General features: G+C 67.6%; 23 protein-coding genes. 18 read left to right on the top strand and 5 right to left on the bottom strand.

The genetic code is table 11. From position 1 onward, the window contains the following. The first annotated feature begins 209 nt into the window (after window positions 1-209). The 8 genes from AC1DNE_RS01705 to murD all read left to right on the top strand — a co-directional run bounded on the left by AC1DNE_RS01705 (window position 210) and on the right by murD (window position 9,466). On the top strand, window positions 210-686 hold the full coding sequence (locus AC1DNE_RS01705; protein ID WP_441469706.1) for a division/cell wall cluster transcriptional repressor MraZ: 477 nt from the start codon (window positions 210-212) through the stop codon (window positions 684-686). After that, entirely contained in the window at window positions 683-1,723 is a 1,041-nt protein-coding gene (gene rsmH / locus AC1DNE_RS01710) for a 16S rRNA (cytosine(1402)-N(4))-methyltransferase RsmH (protein WP_441469705.1), read from the top strand. The genes AC1DNE_RS01705 and rsmH overlap by 4 nt, the downstream gene beginning before the upstream one ends. 2 nt (window positions 1,724-1,725) lie before the next feature. Beyond that, window positions 1,726-2,112 carry a cell division protein FtsL gene (ftsL, locus tag AC1DNE_RS01715; protein ID WP_441469704.1) on the top strand — a complete coding sequence of 129 codons (387 nt, stop codon included), beginning with the start codon at window positions 1,726-1,728 and terminating at the stop codon, window positions 2,110-2,112. Window positions 2,113-2,138: 26 nt separating this feature from the next. Then, window positions 2,139-3,887, top strand: coding sequence for a peptidoglycan D,D-transpeptidase FtsI family protein (locus AC1DNE_RS01720; protein WP_441470029.1), 1,749 nt, complete (start codon window positions 2,139-2,141; stop codon window positions 3,885-3,887). A gap of 28 nt (window positions 3,888-3,915) precedes the next feature. Further along, on the top strand, window positions 3,916-5,370 hold the full coding sequence (locus AC1DNE_RS01725; RefSeq protein ID WP_441469703.1) for a UDP-N-acetylmuramoyl-L-alanyl-D-glutamate--2,6-diaminopimelate ligase: 1,455 nt from the start codon (window positions 3,916-3,918) through the stop codon (window positions 5,368-5,370). Then, complete coding sequence (locus AC1DNE_RS01730; RefSeq protein WP_441469702.1) at window positions 5,367-6,791, top strand: UDP-N-acetylmuramoylalanyl-D-glutamyl-2,6-diaminopimelate--D-alanyl-D-alanine ligase; 1,425 nt, start codon at window positions 5,367-5,369, stop codon at window positions 6,789-6,791. The genes AC1DNE_RS01725 and AC1DNE_RS01730 overlap by 4 nt, the downstream gene beginning before the upstream one ends. 133 nt (window positions 6,792-6,924) lie before the next feature. After that, window positions 6,925-8,007, top strand: coding sequence for a phospho-N-acetylmuramoyl-pentapeptide-transferase (gene mraY / locus AC1DNE_RS01735; RefSeq protein WP_441469701.1), 1,083 nt, complete (start codon window positions 6,925-6,927; stop codon window positions 8,005-8,007). Window positions 8,008-8,017: 10 nt separating this feature from the next. After that, on the top strand, window positions 8,018-9,466 hold the full coding sequence (gene murD, locus AC1DNE_RS01740) for a UDP-N-acetylmuramoyl-L-alanine--D-glutamate ligase (RefSeq protein WP_441469700.1): 1,449 nt from the start codon (window positions 8,018-8,020) through the stop codon (window positions 9,464-9,466). A gap of 148 nt (window positions 9,467-9,614) precedes the next feature. On the opposite strand, the gene AC1DNE_RS01745 is transcribed toward murD, so the two are convergent. From AC1DNE_RS01745 to AC1DNE_RS01755, 3 genes are read right to left on the bottom strand one after another with little or no spacing between them, the layout of a single operon-like run. Then, window positions 9,615-10,244 carry an Isoquinoline 1-oxidoreductase subunit gene (locus AC1DNE_RS01745; RefSeq protein WP_476766275.1) on the bottom strand — a complete coding sequence of 210 codons (630 nt, stop codon included), beginning with the start codon at window positions 10,242-10,244 and terminating at the stop codon, window positions 9,615-9,617. Further along, entirely contained in the window at window positions 10,244-12,424 is a 2,181-nt protein-coding gene (locus AC1DNE_RS01750; protein ID WP_476766276.1) for a xanthine dehydrogenase family protein molybdopterin-binding subunit, read from the bottom strand. Before AC1DNE_RS01750 ends, AC1DNE_RS01745 begins: the two co-directional genes overlap by 1 nt. A 3-nt stretch (window positions 12,425-12,427) precedes the next feature. Next, window positions 12,428-12,886, bottom strand: coding sequence for a (2Fe-2S)-binding protein (locus AC1DNE_RS01755; RefSeq protein ID WP_476766277.1), 459 nt, complete (start codon window positions 12,884-12,886; stop codon window positions 12,428-12,430). A gap of 156 nt (window positions 12,887-13,042) precedes the next feature. On the opposite strand from AC1DNE_RS01755, the gene AC1DNE_RS01760 reads away from it, so the two are divergent. Continuing rightward, window positions 13,043-13,711: a TetR/AcrR family transcriptional regulator gene (locus tag AC1DNE_RS01760; protein ID WP_476766278.1), complete on the top strand. Its 669-nt coding sequence runs from the start codon at window positions 13,043-13,045 to the stop codon at window positions 13,709-13,711. An 83-nt stretch (window positions 13,712-13,794) separates the two neighbouring features. On the opposite strand, the gene AC1DNE_RS01765 is transcribed toward AC1DNE_RS01760, so the two are convergent. Further along, on the bottom strand, window positions 13,795-15,048 hold the full coding sequence (locus AC1DNE_RS01765) for an MFS transporter (protein WP_441469695.1): 1,254 nt from the start codon (window positions 15,046-15,048) through the stop codon (window positions 13,795-13,797). A gap of 94 nt (window positions 15,049-15,142) precedes the next feature. On the opposite strand from AC1DNE_RS01765, the gene AC1DNE_RS01770 reads away from it, so the two are divergent. The 5 genes from AC1DNE_RS01770 to murB all read left to right on the top strand — a co-directional run bounded on the left by AC1DNE_RS01770 (window position 15,143) and on the right by murB (window position 20,884). Then, entirely contained in the window at window positions 15,143-16,006 is an 864-nt protein-coding gene (locus tag AC1DNE_RS01770; RefSeq protein WP_476766279.1) for a LysR family transcriptional regulator, read from the top strand. Window positions 16,007-16,132: 126 nt separating this feature from the next. Next, window positions 16,133-17,266, top strand: coding sequence for an FtsW/RodA/SpoVE family cell cycle protein (locus AC1DNE_RS01775; RefSeq protein ID WP_441469693.1), 1,134 nt, complete (start codon window positions 16,133-16,135; stop codon window positions 17,264-17,266). 2 nt (window positions 17,267-17,268) lie between these two features. Further along, window positions 17,269-18,372, top strand: coding sequence for an undecaprenyldiphospho-muramoylpentapeptide beta-N-acetylglucosaminyltransferase (murG, locus tag AC1DNE_RS01780; RefSeq protein ID WP_476766280.1), 1,104 nt, complete (start codon window positions 17,269-17,271; stop codon window positions 18,370-18,372). A 15-nt stretch (window positions 18,373-18,387) separates the two neighbouring features. Then, complete coding sequence (murC, locus tag AC1DNE_RS01785; RefSeq protein ID WP_441469691.1) at window positions 18,388-19,794, top strand: UDP-N-acetylmuramate--L-alanine ligase; 1,407 nt, start codon at window positions 18,388-18,390, stop codon at window positions 19,792-19,794. Window positions 19,795-19,957: 163 nt separating this feature from the next. Then, window positions 19,958-20,884, top strand: a complete 927-nt coding sequence (gene murB, locus AC1DNE_RS01790; RefSeq protein WP_441469690.1) for a UDP-N-acetylmuramate dehydrogenase — start codon at window positions 19,958-19,960, stop codon at window positions 20,882-20,884. On the opposite strand, the gene AC1DNE_RS01795 is transcribed toward murB, so the two are convergent. After that, window positions 20,859-21,746: an EamA family transporter gene (locus AC1DNE_RS01795; RefSeq protein ID WP_441469689.1), complete on the bottom strand. Its 888-nt coding sequence runs from the start codon at window positions 21,744-21,746 to the stop codon at window positions 20,859-20,861. The genes murB and AC1DNE_RS01795 overlap by 26 nt on opposite strands. Before the next feature lie 117 nt (window positions 21,747-21,863). Between AC1DNE_RS01795 and AC1DNE_RS01800 the strand changes: the two genes are divergently transcribed. From AC1DNE_RS01800 to ftsA, 4 genes are all read left to right on the top strand, one after another. Then, window positions 21,864-22,361, top strand: coding sequence for a MarR family winged helix-turn-helix transcriptional regulator (locus AC1DNE_RS01800; protein WP_476840897.1), 498 nt, complete (start codon window positions 21,864-21,866; stop codon window positions 22,359-22,361). A 92-nt stretch (window positions 22,362-22,453) separates the two neighbouring features. Further along, window positions 22,454-23,368, top strand: a complete 915-nt coding sequence (locus AC1DNE_RS01805; protein WP_441469687.1) for a D-alanine--D-alanine ligase — start codon at window positions 22,454-22,456, stop codon at window positions 23,366-23,368. Window positions 23,369-23,373: 5 nt separating this feature from the next. Next, a complete protein-coding gene (locus AC1DNE_RS01810; protein ID WP_476766282.1) occupies window positions 23,374-24,336 on the top strand; it encodes a cell division protein FtsQ/DivIB in 963 nt (320 codons plus the stop codon). Further along, window positions 24,333-25,664, top strand: coding sequence for a cell division protein FtsA (ftsA, locus tag AC1DNE_RS01815; RefSeq protein ID WP_441469685.1), 1,332 nt, complete (start codon window positions 24,333-24,335; stop codon window positions 25,662-25,664). Before AC1DNE_RS01810 ends, ftsA begins: the two co-directional genes overlap by 4 nt. The last annotated feature ends 20 nt before the right edge of the window (window positions 25,665-25,684 follow it).

The following is a 25,684-nucleotide window of genomic DNA, read 5'->3' on the forward strand; positions in this document are numbered from 1 at the left end:
GTTCGCGCACCCTCGATTCCATTGACGCCCATTATTGCCCATGCTATCCCAAATCATCCCGTCGAAGCCGGCAGGCAATCCAAAGGTCAAGGTCCGTGTGCCGCGCGGAATTTGGCTGCAGGAGGTGTCTTGCCCGCTTCGGCGGGGGGTCTTTTCGCCGCCAGCCTCGTCGTGCTGCGGCGCCGTGAGGAGCAAGCCGGGAGGCGGCGTTGACGGACCGCTTCGTCTCGAACTTCACCAATCGGCTCGACGCCAAGGGGCGTGTTTCCATTCCTTCAAGTTTCCGGGCTGTCCTTGCGAAGGACGGCTACGAGGGGCTCTATGTCCATCAGGCGCTCGACCTGCCGGCGCTGGACGCCGGCGGCAACGCGCTGCGGGCCACGATCGACGACATCCTGGCGCGCTTCTCGCCGTTCTCGGACGAATGGGAGCTGCTTTCGACGGCGCTCAACGGCACCTCAGAGGTGCTGAAGGTCGATACGGAGGGGCGGATGGTGCTGAGCGAGGCGCTGAAGGCGCATGCCGGGATCGGCGACATGGTGACCTTCGTGGGCCATGGCCACAAATTCCAGATCTGGGAGCCGGAGCGTTTCCGCGCCCATCTCGAAGCCGCGCGGACGCGGCTGCGCGACGTCAAGCGCGCGCTGGGCGGATTGACCATTCCAGCCGGAGGTGCGGGCACATGACGGATCGTGGCGACCGTCCAGGTGCGGCCATTGGCGGACCGGCTCGTCATGTGCCCGTGCTGCTCGCTGAAGTGCTGGAAGCGCTCGCGCCGCAACCGGGCGGGCGCTATCTCGACGGCACCTTCGGAGCCGGCGGCTACACGAAGGCGATCCTCGATGCGGCGCCGGGCGCGATCCTGCTCGGGCTCGACCGCGATCCGACGGCGATCGCGGGCGGGGCCGATCTCGTCGCGGCGATGGACGGGCGGCTGACATTGTCGCAGGCCTGCTTCGGCGAGCTCGCCGAGGAAGCCGAGCGCTTCAAGATGGCGCCGCTCGACGGCGTCGTGCTCGACATCGGCGTCTCGTCCATGCAGCTGGATCAGGCCGAGCGTGGCTTTTCATTCCGCTTCGACGGGCCGCTCGACATGCGCATGAGCGGGCAGGGGCAGAGCGCGGCCGAGATCGTCAACGAGGCCGAGGAAGGGCTCCTCGCCAACATCTTCTACCATTATGGCGAGGAGCGCCGCTCGCGCGCCGTCGCACGCGCCGTCGTCGAGGCTCGCCGCAAGGCGCCGCTCACCACCACCAAGCAGCTTGCCGATCTCGTCGCCGGCATCGTGCGCGGCGAGCCGGGCGGGGCACATCCGGCGACGCGCGTCTTCCAGGCGCTGCGCATCGCGGTCAACGACGAACTCGGCGAGCTGGTCAGGGCTCTGCATGCGGCCGAGACGGTGCTTAAGCCCGGCGGGCGGCTCGTCGTCGTGACCTTCCACTCGCTGGAAGACCGCATCGTCAAGCAATTCTTCGCCGAGCGCTCGGGCCGCGTGCCGGCCGGCTCGCGTCATGCTCCGGCCGTGGCTGCCGCGCAGCCGACCTTCCGGCTGATCGCCAAGGGCGCGGTCGCGCCGTCCGAGGCCGAGATGCGGGCCAATCCGCGGGCGCGCTCGGCCAAGCTGCGCGCCGCCGAGCGCAACGAGGCGCCGGCACGCAGCGCCGATGCCGGGCTCGTCGCGCTTTCGACCGTCCCCGACCCGCAGCCGCGCCGGAGATCCTGAGCGTGATCAAGCTCCTGCATGTCATTGCCATCGGCGCACTGGTCTCCTCGGCGGTCTATGCCTATTCGATCAAATACGAGACGACGCTGGCGGCCGAGCATCTCCAGAAGCTCAAGACCAAGACCCAGCGCGAACGCGACGCGATCCAGGTGCTCAAGGCGGAGTGGCAGTTCCTGAACCGGCCCGACCGGGTCCAGGCGCTGGCCGAGCGGCACCTCGACCTGCAGCCCTTCGTCGTGACGCAGGTCGTGAAGCCTTCCGATATCCCCAATCGCGGCCCGAAGGTCGACACCATCGGCCGCAAGCTTGAGGATCTCGGCCTCAGCGTCCCGACCGAAACGCCGAAGAGCGCCAGGACGGGCGCGACGACGCCGGGGCCGATGCCATGACCGGACCGAAACAGAACGAGGCCCCGATGGAGCAGCAGCACGAGGCCGCCGGGGGCGCGGTCAAGCGCGGGCGCCTGGCCTGGCTGCGTGATGTCTTCCGCATGAGCGGCGAGAAGAGCCAGCCGCGCGTCGGCCTGGTCATCCTCGGCTTCTCGGCGCTGTTCATCGCCATTACCGGCCGGCTCGTCATGCTGGCGACACTGCCGAACGAGCAGGTCGGCCTGCGCCGCGCGACCTCCAACGCCATCTCCGCGGCGCGGCCCGACATCACCGACCGCAACGGCGAGGTGATGGCGACCGACATCCGTACGGTCTCCGTCTTCGCCGAGCCGCGCAAGATCCTCGATAAGGACGAGGCGACCGAGCTGCTGACGGCCGTGCTGCCCGATCTCGATGCCAAGGATCTGCGCGACAAGCTCGGCACCAAGAAGGGCTTCGTCTGGGTGAAGCGCGAGATCACGCCGCGCCAGCAGGCCGAGGTGCACCGGCTCGGTATCCCCGGCGTCGGCTTCGTGCCCGAGAACAAGCGCGTCTACCCCAACGGCACGGCGGCTGCGCATGTGCTGGGCTTCGCCAGCGTCGACAATGTCGGCATCGCCGGCATCGAGAAATATATCGACTCGCAGGGGCTGCAGGACCTCAACGGCGCCGGCCTTGCGACCGAGGCCTCCGATCTCAAGCCGGTTCAGCTCTCGATCGACCTGCGCGTCCAGCACCTGCTGCGCGACGAGCTCTTCAAGGGCATGGAGCGCTTCAAGGCCATCGCGGCGGCCGGCGCGATCATGGACGTGAACACCGGCGAGGTGATCGCGCTGGCCTCGCTGCCGGATTTCGATCCGAACAATCCGGTCGACGCGCTGGAGAAGGACCGCATCAACCGGATGAATGTCGGCGTCTACGAGATGGGCTCGACCTTCAAGGCGCTGACCATCGCGATGGCGCTCGATTCCGGCAAGGTCAACATCAATTCGAGCTTCTCGACCGCCGGCGGCATGATGCGGTTCGGCCGCCAGGTCATCAAGGAATACCACGGCACCGGCCGCAACCTGACGGTGCCCGAGGTCTTCCTGCACTCGTCCAATATGGGCTCGATCAAGATGGCGCTCGCCGTCGGCGTCGAGGGCCACAAGGCCTTCCTCAAGAAGATGATGCAGCTCGACCGGATGACGACGGAGCTGCCGGAAAGCGCCGCCCCGATCGTCCCGCAGCGCTGGGGCGAGATCAACACCGCGACCATCGCCTTCGGCCACGGCCTGGCGGTCGCGCCGCTGCAGGCCCTCTCCGCCGTCGCGGCGCTGGTCAATGGCGGCTATCTGATGAAGCCGACCTTCCTGAAGCGCACCGAGGAGGATGCGCGCAAGGTGGCGACGCGCGTGATCAAGCCGGAAACCTCGGAGGCGATGCGCTACATCATGCGCCTCAACGGCGAGAAGGGCTCCGCCCGCAAGGCCGACATTCCCGGCTACTTCGTCGGTGGCAAGACCGGCACGGCCGAGAAGGTCATCAACGGCCGCTACGCCAAGAACAAGAACTTCACGACCTTCACGGCGATCGCACCCTCGGACAAGCCGAAATATCTCTTCCTCGCGATCTACGACGAGCCGAAGGGCTATGCCGAGAGCGGCGGCTATTCGACCGCCGCCTGGAATGCCGGCGTCACCACCGGCAAGGTGATCGAGCGTGCCGCCCCGATTCTGGGCCTGTCGCCGCGCTTCGACCCGCCGCCGTCGCCCTTCCCGCTGATGGCGAAGCTCGGGGCCTGGGGTTCGCGCTGATCTCGGCCTATACACGGTGACCATGACGATGACCGGATACAGCCTCGGAAACCTCTTCCCCGAGACCTTCGACGTCGACGCCGCCAGCCAGCAGGTGCACGGCGTCGCCTTCGACAGCCGGAAGGTCACGGGGGACGACGTCTTCGTCGCGCTCGCCGGTGCGAAGGCGGACGGTGCGCGCTTCATCATGGACGCGGTGGGGCATGGCGCCGTCGCCGTTATTTCGGGCGGCCCGCGCCCGGCCGACCTGCCGGCGGGCGTCGCCTTCGCGCAGGTCGACGATCCGCGCCTTGCATTGGCGCTGGCTGCCGCGAAGATCCATCCGCGCCAGCCGCAGACCATCGTCGCGGTGACAGGGACGAGCGGCAAATCCTCCGTCGCGGATTTCACCCGGCAGATATTCCAGGCACTCGGCCATGAGGCGGCGAGCCTCGGCACCATCGGCGTGGTGACGGCGAAGGGCGCCGATTACGGCTCTCTGACGACGCCCGACCCGCTTTCGCTGCACGCCTCGCTGGATCAACTCGCCGGTGACGGCATCACCCATCTCGCGATGGAAGCCTCCTCGCACGGGCTCGACCAGCGCCGCCTCGACGGCGTGCGGCTGCAAGCCGGCGCCTTTCTCAATCTCGGGCGCGACCATCTCGACTATCATCCCAGCGTCGAGGACTATCTCACCGCCAAGCTCCGGCTCTGGGAGCTGCTGCCGGAAGGTGCGCCGGTCGTGATCAATCGCGACGAGCCCTATGCGGAGGAGGCGGCGCAGGCCGCCGCCGCCGGCGGGCATCCGATCATTGGCATCGGCCGCAAGGGCGAGACGCTGACGCTGCTTGGCAATGAGCGCGATGGCTTCTCGCAGCGGCTCACGGTCGGTTTCGACGGGCAGAAGCTCTCGGTCGCGCTGCCGCTGGTGGGCGATTTCATGGCCGGCAACGCGCTGGTCGCAGCCGGGCTTGCGATCGCGACCGGCGAAGACAAGGCCGCCGCGCTGCAGGCGATTGCGGGCCTCGAGGGCGTGGCCGGGCGGCTGGAGCGCGTCGGAGAGGCCAATGGCGGGCTCGTCGTGGTCGACTATGCCCACAAGCCGGATGCGCTGGCCGCCGTGCTGACGACGCTACGGCGCTATGCTTCCGGGCGGTTGATCTGCGTCTTCGGCTGCGGCGGCGACCGCGACAAGGGCAAGCGCCCGCTGATGGGGGCGATCGCGGCCGAGAAGGCCGATATCGCCATCGTTACCGACGACAACCCGCGCAGCGAGGATCCGGCGACGATCCGTGCCGAGATCATGGCTGCCTCGCCGAAGCTCCTGGAGGTCGGCGACCGCGAGGAGGCGATCAGAAGCGCGGTGTGCATGCTGATGCCTGGGGATTTGCTGGTCATAGCCGGAAAAGGCCATGAAACCGGCCAGATCGTGGGCGACCGCACACTGCCCTTCTCCGATCACGACGTGGTCCGGAAAGCGCTATCGGAGATCGCAGGATGAGCGCCCCTCTCTGGACCGGAGACAAGCTGATCGCGGCGCTGGGCGCGCGGCCCGAGGGCGCCGTGCCGCCGGCCGTGACGGGGGCCTCGATCGACACCCGCACTGTTGAGCCGGGTGACGCCTTCTTCGCCATCAAGGGCGAGGCGCGCGACGGGCATGAATTTGTCAAGGCTGCGCTTCAGAAGGGTGCTGCGCTCGCGGTGGTCGATGAGGCGCATGCGGCGGACCTCACGGGCGCCGGTGCGCTCGCCGTCGTTCCGGACGTGCTGAAGGCGATGGAGCGGGCCGGAACGGCGCGGCGGGCGGAGCTCAAGGCGGGCGTCATCGCCGTCACCGGCTCGGTCGGCAAGACCGGCACCAAGGAGGCGCTGCGCCTCGTGCTCTCGCGGCAGGGCAAGACGCATGCGCCGGTCGCCTCCTACAACAACCATTGGGGCGTGCCGCTCACTTTGTGTCGTACTCCCAGCGACGTGGCCTATGCGGTCTATGAGATCGGGATGAACAGCCCGGGCGAGATCGTGCCCCTGGCGCGGATGGTGCGCCCGCAGGTTGCGATCATCACCACGATCCAGCCGGTGCATCTGGCCGCTTTCGCCTCGCTGGAGGGCATCGCGGAAGAGAAGGCCGGTGTCTTCTGGGAGCTTGAGAAGGGCGGCACGGCGATCGTCAATGCCGACATTCCGCAATCCGAACTGCTGCGGGACATCGCCAAGTCCGGCCCGGCCGGGCGGATCATCACCTTCGGCGAAAGTCCCGATGCCGACGTGAAGCTCGTCTCCTGCGCGCTGAAGCCGGACATGTCGACGGTCGAGGCGCGCGTCTTCGGCGAGCCCGTCACCTATCGTCTCGGCAGCCCGGGCAAGCATATCGTGCTGAACTCCCTCGGTGTGCTCGCCGTCGTCCATGCGCTCGGCGCCGACCTCGCGCTCGCGGCGCTGGCGCTGGGCGATCTGAAGCCGCCGGCAGGACGCGGGGCACGGCAGATTTTGCAGGCGCCGGGCGGACGGATCACGCTGCTCGACGAAAGCTACAACGGCAACCCCGCATCGATGCGCGCTGCGATCGAGAATCTCGGCCGCCTGCCGGTCGAGGGGCGGGGCCGCCGCATCGCCGTGCTCGGCGATATGCTGGAACTCGGATCCACAGGCGCGGAGCTGCACCGAGGCCTGGCTGATCCTCTGGTCGCTAGCAAGATCGACAAGGTTTTCGCCTGCGGGCCGCTGATGAAAGGGCTCTATGAGAGCTTGCCTTCGCCCATGCGGGGGGCTTATGCCCCCGGGGCGGGCGAACTGGAGCCGCTCGTGCTCGATGCGATCCGTGCCGGCGATGTCATCACGGTGAAGGGGTCGCTCGGCTCGCGCATGGGGCCGATCGTCAAGGCGATCCTCGCGCGCTTTCCTGCCATGCCTGCCGATGACTGATCTCCAAGAGCGGGATGCGAAAAAGTGGAAACCAGTTTTTCGCATCCCGCTCTCATCTTTTGGAATCGATCACGTTTTATGATTTTGGATCGAATCGCTCCAAAATCATCGTGATCTAAGAGAATAACGAAGCATGCTCGTCTGGCTCGCCGAACTCTCCGGCACCTTCCCGATCCTGAACGTCTTTCGCTACATCACCTTCCGCGCAGGCGGGGCGACGGCGACGGCGCTGCTGTTCGTCTTCTTCTTCGGGCCAGCGGCGATCTCCTGGCTCAGGATCAAGCAGGGCAAGGGACAGCCGATCCGCACCGACGGGCCGGAAACGCATCTCGCCAAGCGCGGCACGCCGACCATGGGCGGGCTGATGATCATGTCCGGCCTGTTCGCCGCGGTGCTGCTCTGGGGCAATCTGCGCAACCCCTATGTCTGGATCGTGCTCGGGGTGACGGCGGCGTACGGCGCCATCGGCTTCTATGACGACTATCTCAAGGTCACCAAGCAGTCGCACAAGGGTTTCTCGGGCAAGGCGCGCATCTCCATCGAGGTCGTGGTCGCGCTGATCGCCTGCTATTTCATCATGCAGACGCAGCCACCGGCAATCGGCTCCGGCTTCGCTATGCCCTTCCTCAAGGAAGCTATCATCCCGCTCGGCATCCTGTTCCCGCTGGTCACGGCCTTCGTGGTGGTTGGCGCCGGCAACTCGGTGAACCTGACGGACGGGCTCGACGGGCTCGCCATCGTGCCGGTGATGATCGCGGCCGGCACCTTCGGCTTCATCTCCTATCTCGTCGGCAACGCGATCTTCGCCAACTACCTGCAGATCCACCACATCCCCGGCGCCGGCGAACTCGCCGTGGTCTGCGGCGCGGTGATCGGCGCCGGCCTCGGTTTCCTCTGGTTCAACGCGCCGCCGGCCCAGATTTTCATGGGCGATACCGGTTCGCTCGGCCTCGGCGGCCTGCTCGGCACCATAGCGGTCGCGACCAAGCACGAGATCGTGCTCGCCATCGTCGGCGGCCTCTTCGTCGTCGAGGCGCTCTCGGTGATCATCCAGGTCGCGGTGTTCAAGCGTACCGGCAAGCGCGTCTTCCTGATGGCGCCGATCCACCACCATTTCGAGAAGCTGGGCTGGACAGAGCCGCAGGTGGTGATCCGCTTCTGGATCATCTCCGTGGTGCTGGCGCTTGTCGGCCTCTCCACGCTCAAGCTGCGCTGAGACACAGAGCATGACGCCCGTCACCGTGTTCGCCGGGTGCAAGGTCGCCCTTTTCGGCCTCGGCGGCTCGGGCCTTGCCACTGCGCGCGCGCTGAAGGCTGGCGGCGCGGATGTCTCAGCGTGGGACGACAGCGAGAAGAGCCGGGAGAAGGCGGCGGCCGAAGGCATCACTGTCGTCGATCTGGCGGGTGCCGATTGGTCGAGCTTCGCTGCCTTCGTGTTGTCGCCGGGCGTGCCGCTGACGCATCCGGAGCCGCATTGGACCGTCGGGAAAGCCGAGGCTGCGGGCGTCGAGATCATTGGGGATGTCGAGCTGTTCTTCCGTGAGCGGGCGAAGACCGCGCCGGGTTCGCCGGTCATCTGCATCACCGGCACCAACGGCAAGTCGACCACCACCGCGCTGATCGCGCATGTGCTCAAGGAAGCCGGGCGCGACGTCCAGATGGGCGGCAATATCGGCACTGCCGTGCTGGCGCTGGAGCCACCGGCGGCTGATCGCATCCATGTCATCGAGTGCTCGAGCTACCAGATCGACCTCGCGCCGACGCTGGCGCCGACGGTCGGCATCCAGATGAACCTGACGCCTGATCATCTCGACCGGCACGGCTCGCTGGAGAACTACGCCGCGATCAAGGAGCGGTTGGTCGCAGCAGCGGATATCGCCGTGCTCGGGGTCGATGACGAGGCCTCGAAGCAGATGGCGCGTCGCCGTGCCGCCGGGGGGCGCCCGCTCGTGAAGATCAGCGGCGAGCAACCGCTGGACGAGGGCGTCTTTGCCGGCGTCACCGCCAATCAGGGCCGGCTCGACACCCGTATCGTCGAGGTCAGGGGCGGCAAGCCGCGCGTCGTCGCTAATCTCGCCGGCATCGGCTCTTTGCGCGGCTCACACAATGCCCAGAACGCGGCGGCAGCCTTCGCCGCCTGTGCGGCGCTGGGCCTGAGCGCTGAAGAGATCGAAGCGGGCTTCAAGAGCTATCCGGGATTGGCGCATCGCATGGAGGAACTCGGCCGGATCGGCCGCGTCGTCTTCATCAACGATTCCAAGGCGACCAATGCCGACTCGACCGAGAAGGCGCTGACCTCCTTCCACGACATCTTCTGGATACTCGGCGGCAAGGCCAAGGATGGTGGTATCGAGTCCCTGCGCCGCTATTTCCCGAACATCGCCAAGGCCTATCTGATCGGGGCAGCCAGCGACCTCTTCGCCGCGACCTTCGACGATGACGGACGCGTCGCCTATGAGCGTAGCGACACGCTCGACAAGGCGGTGGCGGACGCGGCGCGAGACGCGCTGGCGAAGCCGGGCGAGGGCGAGATCGCGGTGCTGCTCTCGCCGGCCTGCGCCTCCTTCGACCAGTTCCCCAATTTCGAGGTGCGTGGCGACAGCTTCCGCGCGCTGGTCGCAGCGTTGCCGGGCTTCGAGCCCTTTGGGGCGGGCGGGAAATCTACCGCTCCGTAGCGCCCGCTGATTCGAGCGGGAAACGCGTGGTCATCCCGGGCTTGACCCGGGATCCATGCCTGAACAGGTCCGGCATGGATCCCGGATCTCCGCTTCGCCGCGTCCGGGATGACAACGCGGATGTTCAAACCCGGCTGGGCCGACCCTTTCACGGCGCCGGGCAGGCAGCACCGCTGTCGGCCCAGGCCTGCATCAGCGCGCCGAACTCCGCTGCGGTGCCCGGTGCCGGCTGGCGGCCCTTGCCGGGATTCCAACCCCAGAGCACGAGGGTGTCGGTGGTGACGTGCTTGATCAGCGCGGCGGTGTCGCGGCTGCCGTTGCGATTCTGGTCCTTCAGCTGCTCGCAGATCTGACCGATCGTCTTACCCTCCCAGGCCATGGAGGCAGGAGCGAGTGCCCAGTGCCCGTCGCCGGGAACCCCTGCCGGATCGAAATTCTCCTTTCCGTGGCAGGTTGCGCAATGCAGCCCGGCTGCGCCATGGCCGTCCTTGCCGCGTACGACCACCGGCTCGTGCAGCTTGCGCGCATCGCCCTGGCGCGGCCGCTCCGTCGCCGGATGGCAGTTCATGCAGCGCGGATGCGTGAGCACCTTGCCCATCTCGTTGAACAGCGCGACCGAGCGGTCGCGCTGATTGGCAATCGAGGCGAAGCTCGAAGCCGGACGTAGGGCCGTGCCGCCGGGCTGGGGCTGGCCGGCACTCTGCGCCAGCGTCAGCGCGCTGCCGGTGACGCAGACAGCGAGCGCTGCCGAGGCGGCGAGGATCAGATTTCGGCTCATCAGACCGTGCCTCCCTGCATTGGCAGCTGGCGCGGCCGGCCATGGCCGAGCGCGGCGAGCGCGTTCGCGACGGCGGGGCCGATCGGCGGCACGCCGGGCTCGCCGACGCCCGTCGGCTTCTCTGTGGAGGCGATGATCCTGACCTCTACCTCCGGCATCTCGTGGATGCGCAGCGAGCGGTACTCGTGGAAGTTGGTCTGGACCGGCCGGCCGCCGTCGAGCGTGATCTGGCCGTAGAGGGCGTGGCCGAGGCCGAAGCCGATGCCGCCCTCCATCTGGGCGCGGATGACGTCGGGATTGACGGCGACGCCGCAATCCACCGCGCACCAGACCTTGTGCACCTTCGGCTCGCCCTCCGGGCCGATCGAGACCTCGGCGATCTGGGCGACGAAGGAATTGAAGCTCTCGACCACGGCGACGCCGCGCGCACGGCCATCGACCGGCGCGGAGCCCTTCCAGCCGGCCATCTCGCCGACCGCCTTGAGGACAGCTGCGGCGCGCGGATGCCTGTCGCCCATCATCGCGAGCCGGCCCTGCAGCGGGTCCTGCCCCGCGGCCTGCAGCAACTCGTCGACGAAGCACTCGACGGCATAGCCGGTGTGGGTGTGGCCGACCGAGCGCCACCACAGGGTGGGCACGCCGACCTTGGGGTTGTGCACCTCGCAGCGGAAATCCGGTACCTCGTAGAAGATCTCGTTGGCGCCTTCGACCGAGGTCGCGTCGATGCCGTTCTTGACCACGAAGGACTCGAAGGGCGTGCCGAGGAAGAAGGATTGGCCGACCACTGTGTTCGACCAGGCGGTGATCTTGCCATCCTTCACCGCACCCCTGAGGCGGTGCACGAAGAGCGGGCGGTAGTAGCCGCCGGTGAGATCGTCCTCGCGGGTCCAGACGATCTTGACCGGCCGGTTCGGGCCGATCGCCTTGGCGGCCATGGCAAGCTCGGCAGCAAGGTGCTGGCTGACCTGCGCGCGCCGGCCGAAGCTGCCGCCGGCGAGCATGGTCTCGAGGTTCACCTTCTCGGGCGGCAGGCCGAGGATGGTGGCGATGGTCTGGTGCTCGGTGGTCTGGAACTGGCTGCCGAAGCGGGCATGCGCCTTCTCGCCGTCCCATTCCAGATAACCGTCGAGCGGCTCCATAGGCGCATGCGCCAGATAGGGGAAGACGAACTCGGCTTCGATGACCCGGTTGGCCTTGGCGAGCGCGGCTTCGGCGTCACCGTGGCTGCCGGCGACCGTGCCGGGTTGGCGGGCGAGGCGGCGATATTCGGCGATCAGCTCGGCGCTGCCGCGCTTCTCCGCCTCGCTGTCATCCCAGGTGACCTTGAGCGCCTCGCGGCCCTTCAGAGCCGGCCACATCCCGCTGGCATAGACCGCGACGCCGGAGCCGATCTGCTTGACGTCGACGACGCCCTTGACCTTGAGCGCCTGCGAGGCGTCGAAGCTGGCGACCTTGCCGCCGAAACGCGGCGAGCGGGCGACGACCACCGTCAGCATGTTCGGCGCGTGGATATCGATAGTGAACTGAGCCTTGCCGCGCGTCTTGTCGGCGGTGTCGAGGCGCTTCACCGCGCCCTCCTTGCCGATCAGCCGGTAAGCAGAGGCCGGCTTCAGCGGCGGGTTCTCGGGCACGGGCAGTTTCGCCGCTGCCTCGGCGAACTCGCCGAAGCGACCCTGCTTGCCGGAGGCATGGCTGATGACGCCGGCCTCGACCTTGATCTCGGAGACGGGAGCCTTCCAGGCATCGGCGGCCGCCTGGACCAGCATGGCGCGGGCGGCGGCGCCGGCCTTGCGCATCTGCTCCCAGCTGTTGGCAATCGCGGTCGAACCGCCAGTGCCCTGAACCCCCAGCGCGAGATTGGCGTAGAGCTTGACGTCGGCCGGCGCATGCTCGGCGCGCATCTGGCTCCAGGCGGCGTCCATCTCCTCGGCGGCGAGGGTGGCGAGGCCGGTGAACGGCCCCTGGCCGAACTCGATATGTTTGACGATCACGGTGACGGTGTCGTCCGGCGCGACGCGGATGAAGGCATTCGGCGCGAAGCTGTCATTGCCGCCGGGCCGGTAGCCGGCCGCAGCGCCGGACTGGGCGCGGGCATTGCGCGGCAGGTTGAAGCCGATGACGAGGGCGCCGGCGCCTTTGAGCAGCATTCGGCGGGAAAGGGCGGGATCATGCGCGGTCATGGCTCAGATCTCCAGCGCGCGAGCCGCGTCATGGATCGCGGCGCGGATGCGGACATAGGTGGCGCAGCGGCAGATGTTGCCGTTCATCGCGAGATCGATGTCGCGATCGGTCGGCTTGCGGTTTTCCTTGAGGAGGGCGATGGCGCTCATCACCTGGCCGGACTGGCAATAGCCGCATTGCGGCACGTCGCGGGCGATCCAGGCGGCCTGGACGGCATCCGCCTCCTTGCCGGCGAGGCCCTCGATCGTGGTGATCTCGCTGGTCCCGACCGCGGAGACCGGGGTCACGCAGGAGCGCAGCGGCTGGCCATCGATATAGACTGTACAGGCGCCGCATTGGGCGATGCCGCAGCCGAACTTGGTGCCGGTGAGGCCGATATTGTCGCGGATGGCCCAGAGCAAGGGCGTGTCGTCGTCGACGTCGACGGTATGCGTCGTCCCGTTGACTTTGAGAGAGACCATGGCTGCCTCCGATGCTGGCATGACGCAGCGCGGCACCATGGTGCGGATCGAGGGCTCGCCCTCGATGGCCCGATCTGACATATCAGATGACGGGCGATGTATCCGTAGCCCTGGGTCGCGCGACTGGACTAGATAGACGATTTGAGTCTATTTGGGATGGTCGCGCGCAGTTTGGATTTTGTCAAGACTACTGACGCTGCAATGTCGGACAGACGCGAAAGTTCCAGCTCTCTCCCCGTCGACGACGCTCGTGCTCGCGTCGACCAGATCGCCGAGGCGGCGCTGCGGCTGTTCGCCCGCTATGGCTACAAGCGCAGCTCGATGGACGACATCGCCAAGGAGGCGGGGCTGGCCAAGGCGACGCTCTACCTGCATTTCAAGGGCAAGGACGACGTCTTTCGGGCGATGCTGGACCTGCTAGGACGCCGCGTCGAGGCACGTTGCCGTGAGGTCGTCGCGAGCAAGGGCCCGTTTCCGGAGCGGCTTGCTGCCCTGCTGCAGGCTCATCATGGGCAAGCCTATGCGAGCTTCGGCACCGGCGAACATCTCGTCGAGCTGAAGGCGGTCATGAACGCCATCGCGACGCGCGAGTTGCAGGCGTTCGAGCAGATATTCGCCAAGCTGGCAGCGCAACTTCTTCAGGAAGCCGAGAGCCAGGGCGAAATCGCCTTTGCCCGCGCGTGCGTCCCCACCGGGGACTGGATCGCCGGCCTGATGTTCGCGGCGGCCGGCGCAAAGACGGGCGAGCCGCCGAGTGCCCAAGTCTATGCGCAGCGGCTTGCCGACGTTGCCCGCATCTTCGCGGCGTCGGTTGCCGCCCGGTAGCGAAGGGCGAAGGCGTTCGGGAACTCCGAAGGCTGCCTGCCGGCAGCGATCCAATAATCCACGTCGTCGACGGGTTCGTTGCTCTAGCCGTTCGAACGCCCGAGCAGCCCCGTCAGCGGCAGCGCCACGATGACGACGGGCGCGGTGAGCAGTGTCCAGGCAGCCGCGTATCCGAAATGATCGACGATCAGGCCGAAGAACCACGGCCCGAGCGCCATTGCGATCAGGCAGAGCGTCGAGGCGAAGCTGACGGTCGAGGCCACGGATGTGGGCGGGGCCATCTCCGCTATCTCCAGCAGATAGAGCGGGAACCAGCCGATTCCGAAGAGGCCGAAGGTGACCAGCACGCAGGCTGCGAGCCATGACGGCGTATCGCCCGGCAGCGCGGCGAAGATCGCGACGGTCGTCGCGCCGATAAGCGCGATGACCGCAAATGAGCGGGGCCGCCGGCCGGGCCATAGCCTGTCGCTCAGACAGGGCAGAACGACCCGGCCGGGAATGCCGGCGAGCTGCGCAATGGCGAACAGGCTGGCCGCGCCGACGATGCCGAGGCCGAGGGAGCCGGCCATGTAGCCGATGGCGTGGGCGGTGAAGGTGAACTGGAAGGCGGACATCGCGATGCCCAGGCGCAGCACCGGCCAGAACCGCGGGTTCAGGCCAACCGTCCGAACCAGCGCGCGCAATGGCAGCGGCTTGTCGCGATTGCCTGCGCCGGCACTCTGCTGTTCGCCTTCCCGGTAGAAAGCGAGGAACAGCAGGCTGCCGAGAAGCGAGATGCCGGCGCTGAACCAGGCTGCCGCCGGCAGGCCGGCATGGACGACGAGCAGGGGCAGAAGGGCGGCTGCGATCATTGTCCCCAACGGGACAGCGGCCTGCCGAAAGCCCGTCGCCAGTGCGCGGTGGCGCGGCGGGAACCAGCGCATGATGGCCCGCGTGCCGCCCGGCTGCACCGCTGCATAGGTGCCGCCGAGAAAGGCCATGCTGAGCAGAAGGCCGGTCAAGCCCGTCGCGAAGGAAGCCGCGGCCATCGCAGCCGCCATGCCCAGCATGGCGATGCCCACGACGATGCGCTCCCCGTACAGATCGATGGCCCGCCCGATCACGTAGATCGTCGCGATCTGCGTGCCGTTCATCACGGTGACCGCGAGGGAGGCCGAGGCGAGCGAGATGCCATAGGCATCGCGCCAGAAGGGTACGAGGATGTAGACGCCCTGCGAGACCAGTGAACCTGCCGTCTGGGTGGCCACGGCGACCGTCAGGACGGTCCAGATGTAGGAGTTGGTCCCGGCTTGCCGGGTATCCGGTGCGGATGCGACTGCGAGGGAGGTTCTGGGCATGGACTTCGTTCTCGGGTGGCGGCCGCACACGGAAGCCCGATTTTTAATGCGATCGGAACTGTCGGGTTTCGGATATCAATGATATCGTTCTGTTATGAATGTTCGCCGTTCGCTCGATCCCGAGGCCATCGAAACCTTCGTTCTGGCCGCCGATCTCCGGTCCTTCACGAAGGCCGCTGCGGTTCTCAACACCACCCAGGCGGCCGTCTCGCTGCGGCTGAAGCGCCTCGAGGCACATCTCGGCCAGCGCCTGCTCGAGCGCACGCCGCGCCGCATCAGCCTGACCGCGGCTGGAGAGCGCTTCCTAGGTCCGGCTCGCGAGTTCCTTTCTGCGCATCGCCGCGCCGCCGAGGCGCTGTCGGAAGAGGCCGTTTCGCTCAACCTCGGCGTGACGCATCACCTCGTTGGCCCCGAGTTGACCCGTGCGATCCAGGCCGCCGGCAAGCAGGCTGGCGGGGTGAAGCTTTCGCTGCGAACCGGATTGTCGGGCGGGCTGCTCGAGCGGTTCGATGCCGGCGAGCTCGATGCGGTCATCGTCCTGCGCCACGATGCCAGCCGGCGCGACGGCGAGATTCTCGCTCAGGCACGCTTCGGATGGTTCTGCGCTCCCGACTTTTCGCCGTTTCAGGGAGAGCCGCTGCCGCTCGCGGTCCAGAGGCCGCCATGCAATCTGCGGAGCATGGCGATCGGTGCGCTCGACGCGGCCGGAACGCCATGGCGAGAGGCCTTCATCGGCGAGGGGGCCGCTTCGGTGGCAGCGGCTGCGAGTGCGGGCCTTGGCCTTGCGCCGCTGGCACGATGCGCAGCGCCGGCCGGGCTCGTCGAGGCGGGCTCGCGCTTCAAGCTGCCGCCGCTGCCGGCGCGGCCCATCGTCCTCCATTCGGCCGTGAGCAGGCTCCGTGCCGCGGCGCTGCTCAACGGCATGGCGGCGACGTTCCGCGCCGAGGCGCAGCGATAGCGGGCGGCTGTGGGAAGCCCGGCATTCCGACGCATCGGAATCAATCGGTTAACCATTCATTGACAGAGTGATTCGTCTCGCAAGGCGCGGCCTCGCCGCGCAGAATTTGTCGATGGGATGCCCGTCATGGTCTCGCGCGCGGAACCTTCTCTCAGCGGCCGCTGGTGGTGGTCGATCGACCGCCTGATCCTTACCGCCCTCGTCGCCCTGATGGTGTCGGGCGTCGTGCTGCTGATGGCGGGCGGACCGCCGGTGGCCGAGCGACTCGGGCTCTCGACCTTCCATTTCGTCAACCGTCAGGCCGCCTATCTTGCCGCGGCGATGGTGATCTTCCTCGGCGTCTCGCTGATGACGCCCCGGCAGGTGCGGCGCGCGGCGCTGATCATCTATGTGCTCTCGCTCGCCATGGTGGTGGCGACGCTCTATTTCGGCGTCGAGGTGAAGGGCGCCAAACGCTGGCTGACGCTCGGACCGCTGGGCTCGGTGCAGCCCTCCGAGTTCCTGAAGCCCGCTTTCGTCGTGATGGCCGCCTGGGCCTTTGCCGAGGGCACCCGCCGGCCGGATCTGCCGGGCACGATCCTGGCGCTGCTGCTGCTGCCGGTCACGATCGTGCCGTTGGTGCTGCAGCCCGACTTCGGCCAGACCATGCTGGTCAGCCTGGTCTGGGCAGGGCTGTTTTTCGTCGCCGGATTGCACTGGTTCTGGGTGATCGGACTCGGCGGCGTCGGCGCCGTCGGCATCCTCGTCGCCTACGAACTGGTGCCGCACGTGCGCGCCCGCATCGAGCGCTTCATGGACAAGGGCTCGGGCGACACCTTCCAGGTCGATACGGCTCTGGAGAGCTTCGCGCAGGGCGGCTGGCTCGGGAAGGGACCCGGCGAGGGCACGGTGAAGCGCATCCTGCCGGACGCCCATACCGACTTCATCTTCGCGGTCACCGCCGAGGAGTTCGGCGTCGTCGTCTGCATGCTGCTGGTCATGCTCTTCGCGGTGATCGTGCTGCGCTCGCTCTTCGTCGCGCAGAAGGCGGAGGACCCGTTCATCCGTCTCGCAGTCACCGGGCTCGCGCTGCTCTTCGGCATCCAGGCGGCGATCAACATGATGGTCAATCTGCACATGATGCCGGCCAAGGGCATGACGCTGCCCTTCATTTCCTATGGCGGCTCCTCGCTGCTCTCGCTCGCGATCGGTACCGGCTTCCTGCTGGCGCTGACGCGGCGGCGGCCGCGGTCGGTCGATTTCGGCTCGTACAGGCGCTGAGCATGGCCGCGGGCAAGCTCATCATGCTGGCTGCGGGCGGAACCGGCGGCCATCTCTTTCCGGCGGAGGCACTGAGCCACGCGCTGCACGCAAGGGGCATGCGCGTCGTGCTGATGACCGATACGCGCGCGGCCGAATATGCCGGCAATTTCCCGGCCGAAGCGGTCCATGCCGTGCCGGCGGCGACCCCCTCCGGCCGCTCGCCGCTGCAGAAGGCGGCGGCGCTGTTCAACATCGCCAAGGGTACCTTCGCGGCGCGGCGGATCATCCGGCAGGTGAAGCCGGACGTCGTCGTCGGCTTCGGCGGCTATCCGACGGTGCCGCCGGTGCTCGGCGCCTCGCTCGCGGGCGTCCGCACGCTGATCCACGAACAGAACGCCGTGATCGGCCGGGCCAACCGTTTCCTCGCCGGCCGGGCCGACGTGATCGCGACCGGCTTCGCCAAGGTCGGCGGTTTGACGGAAGCGCAGCAGACCAAGTGCCGCCATGTCGGCAATCCCGTGCGCCCGGCCGTGATCGAGGCCGCAGGCCATGATTATGACCCGCCGGGCGAGGGCAAGATCAGGCTGCTCGTCTTCGGCGGCAGCCAGGGTGCGCGCATCATGGCCGATATCGTGCCGCCGGCGATCCAGCTCCTCACCGAGGGCGAGCGGGCGCGCCTGACCATCGTCCAGCAGGCGCGGGCCGAGGATGACGAGCGTGTGCGCGGCATCTACGAGACGCTCGGCGTCAAGGCGACGATCGCGCCGTTCTTCAAGGATCTGCCGGCGCAGATGGCGGCGGCGCAACTCGTCATCGCGCGCTCCGGCGCCTCGACCGTCGCGGAGCTTTCGGTGATCGGGCGGCCCGCAATCCTGGTGCCGCTGCCGGGCTCGCTCGATCAGGACCAGGCGGCCAACGCAGCCTTCCTGCAAGGGGTGGGCGGCGCCATCCGCATGCTGCAGACGGATTTCACGCCGCGGCACCTCGCCGGCGAGCTCTCCAAGCTCATCGCGCAGCCGGCGCACTTGACGAGCATGGCTGCAAACGCGAAGAGCGCCGGCATCCCCGACGCTGCCGACCGCCTGGCCGATCTCGTGATCGCCACGGCCCATTCTTCGAACTGATAGGATTTCGGGACCATGAAGCTGCCGCCGAAGCTCGGCTCCATCCATTTCGTCGGCATCGGCGGCATCGGCATGTCCGGCATCGCCGAAGTCCTGCACAATCTCGGCTACAAGGTGCAGGGCTCGGATGCCTCCGATGGCGCCAACGTCAAGCGCCTTGCCGAGAAGGGCATCACCACCTTCGTGGGCCACAAGGCCGAGAACCTCGGCGAGGCCGAAGTCGTGGTGATCTCGACCGCGATCAAGCGCGACAATCCCGAACTGCTCGCCGCCCGCGAGCAGCGCCTGCCGGTGGTGCGCCGCGCCGAGATGCTGGCCGAGCTGATGCGGCTGAAAAGCTGCGTCGCCATCGCCGGCACCCATGGCAAGACGACCACGACCTCGCTGGTCGCGACGCTGCTGGAGAAGGGCGGGCTCGACCCGACCGTCATCAATGGCGGCATCATCAACGCCTATGGCACCAACGCCCGCATGGGCGAGAGCGACTGGATGGTGGTCGAGGCCGACGAGTCCGACGGCACCTTCCTGAAGCTGCCGGCCGACGTCGCGATCGTCACCAATATCGACCCCGAGCATCTCGACCATTTCGGCACCTTCGACGCGATCAAGGCGGCCTTCCGCTCCTTCGTCGAGAACCTCCCGTTCTACGGCTTCGCAGTGATGTGCATCGACCACCCGACGGTTCAGGGTCTGGTCGGCCAGATCGAGGACCGCCGCGTCGTCACCTATGGCGAGAACCCGCAGGCCGATTTCCGCCTGATCGACATCGATCTCTCGGGCGGGCAGGCGAAGTTCACGCTCCTTATCCGCGACCGCAAGAGCGGGCGCGACGAGGTGATCCGGGACCTCGTCATGCCGATGCCCGGCCATCACAACGCGCTGAATGCGACCGCTGCGATCGCAGTCGCCTACGATCTCGGTATTCCCGTGCCTGTTATCCGCGAGGCGCTCGCCGGCTTCGGCGGCGTCAAGCGTCGCTTCACCAAGACCGGCGAGTGGAACGGCGCGCTGATCTTCGACGATTACGGCCATCACCCGGTCGAGATCGCCGCCGTCCTCAAGGCGGCGCGGGCCTCGACCAAGGGCAAGGTCGTCGCCATCGTGCAGCCACATCGCTACACTCGTCTCTCCAGCCTGTTCGATGACTTCGCCGCCTGCTTCAACGACGCCGATACGGTGATCGTGGCCGACACCTACGCGGCCGGCGAGGCACCGATCCCCGGCGCCGACCGCGATTCGCTGATCGCCGGCATCAAGGCGCGCGGTCATCGCCACGCGCTGGCGCTGGAAGCGCCGGACAAGCTTGCCGGCATGGTGGCCGAGCTGGCGGGACCGGGCGATTACGTCGTCTGCCTCGGCGCCGGCAACATCACGCAATGGGCTTATGCGCTGCCGGGTGAGCTCGAGGCGCTGAACGGGTAACCGCGCCCCGCGTTCTCCACCGTCATTCTCGGGCGAAGCGAAGCGCAGACCCGAGAATCTCGAACAGAAGAATGAGGGAGCCTCCTTCGGCGAGAGATGCTCGGGTCAAGCCCGAGCATGACGACCTGTTCCGTCCCGGAACATCATGCGCTAAAGCGACGCCATGCCCTTCGAAGATCTCTCCTCCGACATCCGCGCCTCGGCCCCCGACCTGCGGGGCCGGCTTCTCGCCAATCAGGACCTCGCGGGGCTGACATGGTTCCGCGTCGGCGGCGCCGCGCAGATCCTGTTCACGCCGGCCGATGACGAGGATCTCGCCTACCTGCTCTCGAAGCTGCCGGACGACGTTCCAGTCACCGTGGTCGGCCTCGGCTCGAATCTGATCGTGCGCGATGGCGGCATTCCCGGCGTCGTGGTCAGGCTCGGCGGCAAGGCTTTCGGCGAGATCAAGCTGGAGAGCGGTGACCGGCTGCGGGCCGGAACGGCGGTGCCGGACGTCAAGGTGGCGCGTGCGGCGGCCGATGCCTCGCTCGACGGGCTCGCCTTCTATCGCGGCATTCCCGGCTCGATCGGCGGGGCGCTGCGCATGAATGCCGGCGCCCATGGCGGCGAGACCACCGATGTGCTGGTCGAGGCGCGCGGCGTCACCCGCAAGGGCGAGATCGTCACCTTGTCCCACGCGCAGATGGGCTTCACCTATCGCAACAGCGCGGCATCGACCCGCGACATCATCTTCACTTCCGCCCTGTTCCAGGGGCGGCCGGGCGATCAGGCGCTGATCCAGGCCGAGATGGACCGGGTGACGCAGGCGCGCGAGGCGGCCCAGCCGATCAAGGAGCGCACGGGCGGCTCGACCTTCAAGAACCCGGATGGCGGCAAGGCCTGGAAGCTGATCGATGCCGCCGGCTGCCGCGGTTTGCGGGTCGGCGGGGCCCAGGTCTCGGAGATGCACTGCAACTTCCTGATCAACACCGGCGGCGCGACGGCCGCCGATGTCGAGGGGCTCGGCGAGGAGGTTCGCCGCCGGGTCAAGGAGAATTCCGGCTTCGAGCTCCAGTGGGAGATCAAGCGGCTCGGGGTTGCGGCGTAGCGGCTGTTGTGGCCGCAGCCCGGCGCGAGAGCAGCATTCCCGCGATCGTCGAACTCAGGATGATCGCGATGCCGAGGAGCTGGACCGCGCCCAGCCATTGGCCGAGCAGCACGGCGCCGAGGATGGTCGCGACCGTCGGGCTGAGCAGCCCGAGGAAGGCGACGCTGGCGCCGAGCGTGGTGATGCCCCTGACCCAGAGCCAATAGGTGAGGGCGGTGCCGATCAGGACGAGATAGCCAAGCCCGATCCCGTTCAGGGCAGTCGGCATCGGCGGCGGGCCTTCGACCAGCAGCGCGACCGGCAGCAGGATCAGCCCGCCGAGCGTGAGCTGCCAGGCCGCCAGCGCGAGGGCCGAGCCCAGCTTGCCCCAGCGCTCGATCAGCACGGTTCCGGTTGCCATGGAGGCGGCGCTGGCGAGGCCGGCGACGATGCCGATGGCGTCGGGCCGCGCATGCGGATCGAGCACCAGCAGGGCGACGCCGACGAGGCCGGCGAGCGCGGCGAGGATCTGCCCGCGGCCCGGGCGCCGGCCGAGCAGCGGCCAGGCCAGCAGGCCGACGATCAACGGCTGGGTCGAGCCGACCGTGGCGGCAAGTCCGCCGGGCAGGCGCGCCGCGCTGACGAAGAGCAGCGCGAAGAATATCCCGATATTGGCGAGGCCGAGCGCCGCGAGCGGCAGCAGCTTGTCGCGCGGCGGCAGGCCCGCGCCGAGCGCCATCAGCAGAAGGCCGGCCGGCAGAGCCCTCAGCGCGCCGACGAGCAGCGGATGATCCACGGGCAGCGTCTGAGTGAAGACGACGTAGGTCGAGCCCCAGATGCAGGGCACGAGGATGGTGGTCAGCAATATCTTGTTCAGCGGCATGGCGGCCTCCCAGGCGCGTGGAGCTTGGCTCACGACAGCGCGGCTGCTATTTTTATTTCATGTCAGATAATTCGATATCGAATTATCTGACATGAAATTACTTGGCAAGGAGCAGCCATGAGTCAGGAGCGACCCCACGTTCAGGGTGGGCCGATGGATTCGATCCTGGCGCAGTGGCGGCGGGAGCGGCCCGATCTCGACACGAGCGTGATGGCGGTCTGCGGCGATCTCTGGCGGGCGGCCGACCGGGTGCGGGACGGCGTTTCGGCCAATCTTGTGGCCGATGAGCTTGATCTCGCCGGTTTCGACGTGCTGCTCACTTTGCGGCGCCAGGGCGAGGGGCGGGCGCTATCGCCGTCCGAACTCGCGCAGGACATGATGATCTCGACCTCGGCGATGACGAACCGCCTCGACCGGCTGCAGAAGCGCGGGCTGATCGAGCGGCAGGCCGACCCCGCGGATCGCCGGGCGCTGCGCATTGTGCTGACCGCGACGGGCTTCGCGCTGGCGGACCGAATCGTTGCCTCGCATGTCGCGACCGAGGAGCGGCTGGTGAGTGCGCTCTCTTCGGAAGAGCGTGCACAGTTACGACAGTTGCTTGCCAAAATCGGTTGATTCCGAGCTCGTTAACGACCGCGAGCTTATGGTTAACGCGCTGTTAACCATCTCCGGCTGAGGTACGGCTATCGCGTCGAACGAGGGCCGGCATGAGCAAACACGTTGCAGTGCTGATGGGGGGATGGTCCGTTGAACGGGGGGTCAGCCTCAACAGCGGTGCGGCCTGCGCGCGGGCCCTGGAAGGGCAGGGCTTGCGCGTCACCCGCATCGACGTGCAGCGCGACATCGCCGAGGTGCTGGCGAAGCTGAAGCCGGACGTCGCCTTCAATGCCCTGCATGGGCGCTTCGGCGAGGACGGCACCATCCAGGGCGTTCTGGAGATCCTGCGCATTCCCTACACCCATTCGGGCGTGCTCGCTTCGGCGCTCGCGATCCGCAAGGACCGGGCGAAGACGGTGGTCAAGGCGGCGGGCGTTCCCGTCGCCGACGGCGTCAACGTTTCCCGCTTTGCCGCGGCGAAAAGCCATGTCCTGCCGCCGCCCTATGTGCTCAAGCCGATCGACGAAGGCTCCTCCGTCGGCGTCGTGATCGTGAAGAAGGGCAGGCAGCATCCGCCGCAGGAAATCGCCCGGCCGGACTGGCCCTGCGGCGAGATGATGCTGGCCGAGACCTTCATCGCCGGGCGTGAGCTGACCTGCGCCGTGATGGGCGAGCGGGTGCTCGGCGTGACCGAGATCAAGGCCGCGACCGGCGACTTCTACGACTACGATGCGAAGTACGCGAAAGGCGGCTCGATCCACATCTGTCCGGCTCAAATTTTACCGAAAATTTACCAGCAGATCGAAGAGTGTGCGTTAACGGCGCATCAAGCAATCGGATGCCGGGGCGTCAGCCGATCTGACTTCCGCTACGACGACGAGACCGACACGCTCGTCTGGCTGGAGGTCAATACGCAGCCCGGGATGACCGAAACCAGCCTGGTGCCCGAACTGGCTGCCCATGCGGGGCTGAATTTCGGTGAGCTCGTCAAATGGATGGTGGCGGACGCCTCCCTCGATCGGTGAAAGCGATGACGGCGAAACCCGTTTCAGCGCAGCGACGTAGCCCGGCCACGGTGCCGGCTGCACGCCTGCCGGTCCGGCACAGCGGGCCGCAGCTGCTCGTCGGCGAGCGGCAGGGCCGCTGGATGCGCCGCACGCGCCGCAGCGCCATCGCGGTGCCGCTGTCGCAGCGCGTGCCGAGCAGCCTCGGCACCTGGCTCGCCCTCGGCTTCCTGACGCTCAGCCTCGGCGCCGGCTTCGTCATGGGCGGTCACTGGCAGAACCTCCAGGACAATTACGGCGAGCCGCGCCACATGCTGGCCCGCGTGCTCGGCTTCGGCATTGACCGCGTCACCATCTCCGGCCTGTCGGGGCTCTCGGAGCAGGAGGTGCTGGTCGCAGCCGGCATCGATTCGAAGACCTCGCTGGTGTTCTTCGACGCCGACGAAGCCCGCAAGCAGCTGGAAGCGACGCCGCTGATTCGCGAGGCGGCGGTGCGCAAGCTCTATCCGGGCGAAGTCTCGATCGCGCTGACCGAGCGCGATCCCTATGCGCTGTGGCAGGTTAAGGGGGAGCTTTTCGTGATCGCGGCCGACGGCACGGTGATCGACAAGATGGATGACGGCCGCTTCGCCTATCTGCCGCTGGTCGTCGGCAAGGATGCCAACAACCGCGCTGGCGAATATCTGGCGCTGCGCAACCAGGCGGGTCCCTTCGCCCAGCATATTCGCGCCGCGACCCTGATCTCCGGGCGCCGCTGGAACCTCAAGCTCGACAACGGCATGGATGTGCGCCTGCCGGAAACCAAGCCGGAAGCGGCGCTGCAGCGCCTCGTCTCGCTGGAAAGCGATTTCCGCGTCCTCGAGAAGGACGTGCTCGCCATCGATCTGCGCCAGCCGGACCGGGTGGTGATGCGCCTCTCCGAGGAAGCGGCCGCCGCCCGCGCCGACCAGTTGAAGAGCAAGTCCAAGAAGAAGGGAGGCGAGGCATGAACCACGTCACCTCCCAGGGTCTGACACCTCGCATGCGTCCGCTGTCGTCGCGCAAGAGCGCGACCTTGTCGATTCTCGACATCGGCACGAGCAAGGTCGTCTGCCTGATCGCCGAATTGAACCCGGCCGAGGCCAATGAGCGGCTGCGTGGGCGCACCCATGTCGCCCGCATCATCGGCATTGGCCATCAGCGCTCGCTCGGCCTCAAGGGCGGCGCGATCATCGATCTCGAAAGCGCCGAGCGCGCGATTCGTGCCTCGGTCGACGCGGCCGAGCGCATGGCCAAGGTCGAGGTGCAGTCGGTCATCGTCAACCTGACCGGCGGGCGCATCGGCTCGCAGCATTACGCCGCGAGCGTCGATCTGCGCTCGGGCTCGGTCGGCGACAGCGACGTCAAGCGCGTGCTCGCGACCGCCGCGACCCATGCGATCCGCCCCGGCAAGGCCGTGCTCCACGCCTTGCCGACGGGCTATGCGCTCGACGGCGTGCCGGGCGTGCTCGATCCGCGCGGGCTGATCGGCGGCAAGCTCTCGGTCGACATGCATGTCGTCGCCAGCGAGGCGGCGGCAGCGCGCAACGTCATGCTGGCGGTCGAGCGCTGCCATCTCGAGGTCGAGGCCGTGGTGGCGACGCCCTACGCCTCCGGCCTCTCCGTTCTGGTCGATGACGAGGCCGAGATGGGCGTCGTCGTGGTCGATCTCGGCGGCGGCACCACCAGCCTCGGCGTCTTCTCCGGCGGACATCTCGTCCATGCCGACGCGATCGCGGTGGGCGGCAACCACATCACGATGGACGTGGCGCGCGGCCTTTCCACCCGCGTCTCGGCGGCGGAGCGGCTGAAGACGCTGCACGGCTCCTGCATCTCCAGCGCTTCCGACGAGCGCGACATGATCGCCGTGCCGCAGGTCGACGACGACGAGCGCGACATGCCGAACCATCTCGCCAAGTCGCATCTCGTGCGGATCATCAAGCCGCGCGTCGAAGAGATTCTCGAATTGGTGCGCGACCGGCTGACCAATGCCGGCTTCTCGGCCCAGGCCGGGCGGCGCGTCGTCCTCACCGGCGGCGCCTGCCAGCTTACCGGCCTGCCGGAAGTGGCGCGCCGCGTGCTCGGCGGGCAGGTCCGTACCGGCCGTCCCCTCGGGATCAAGGGTCTGCCGGAAGCGGGCAAGGGCCCGGCCTTCTCGGCGGCGGTCGGCCTGCTGGTCTACCCGCAGGTCGCCCATGTCGAGCACTTCGAACCGCGTTCTGCCGGTGCGCGCTACTTCGCGACCGGAACGGATGGCTACTTCTCGCGCGTCGGGCGGTGGCTGAAGGACAGTTTCTAGTGAGTTCGGCTCGTTCGAAG

Source organism: Allobosea sp. 05L423 (assembly GCF_056397745.1).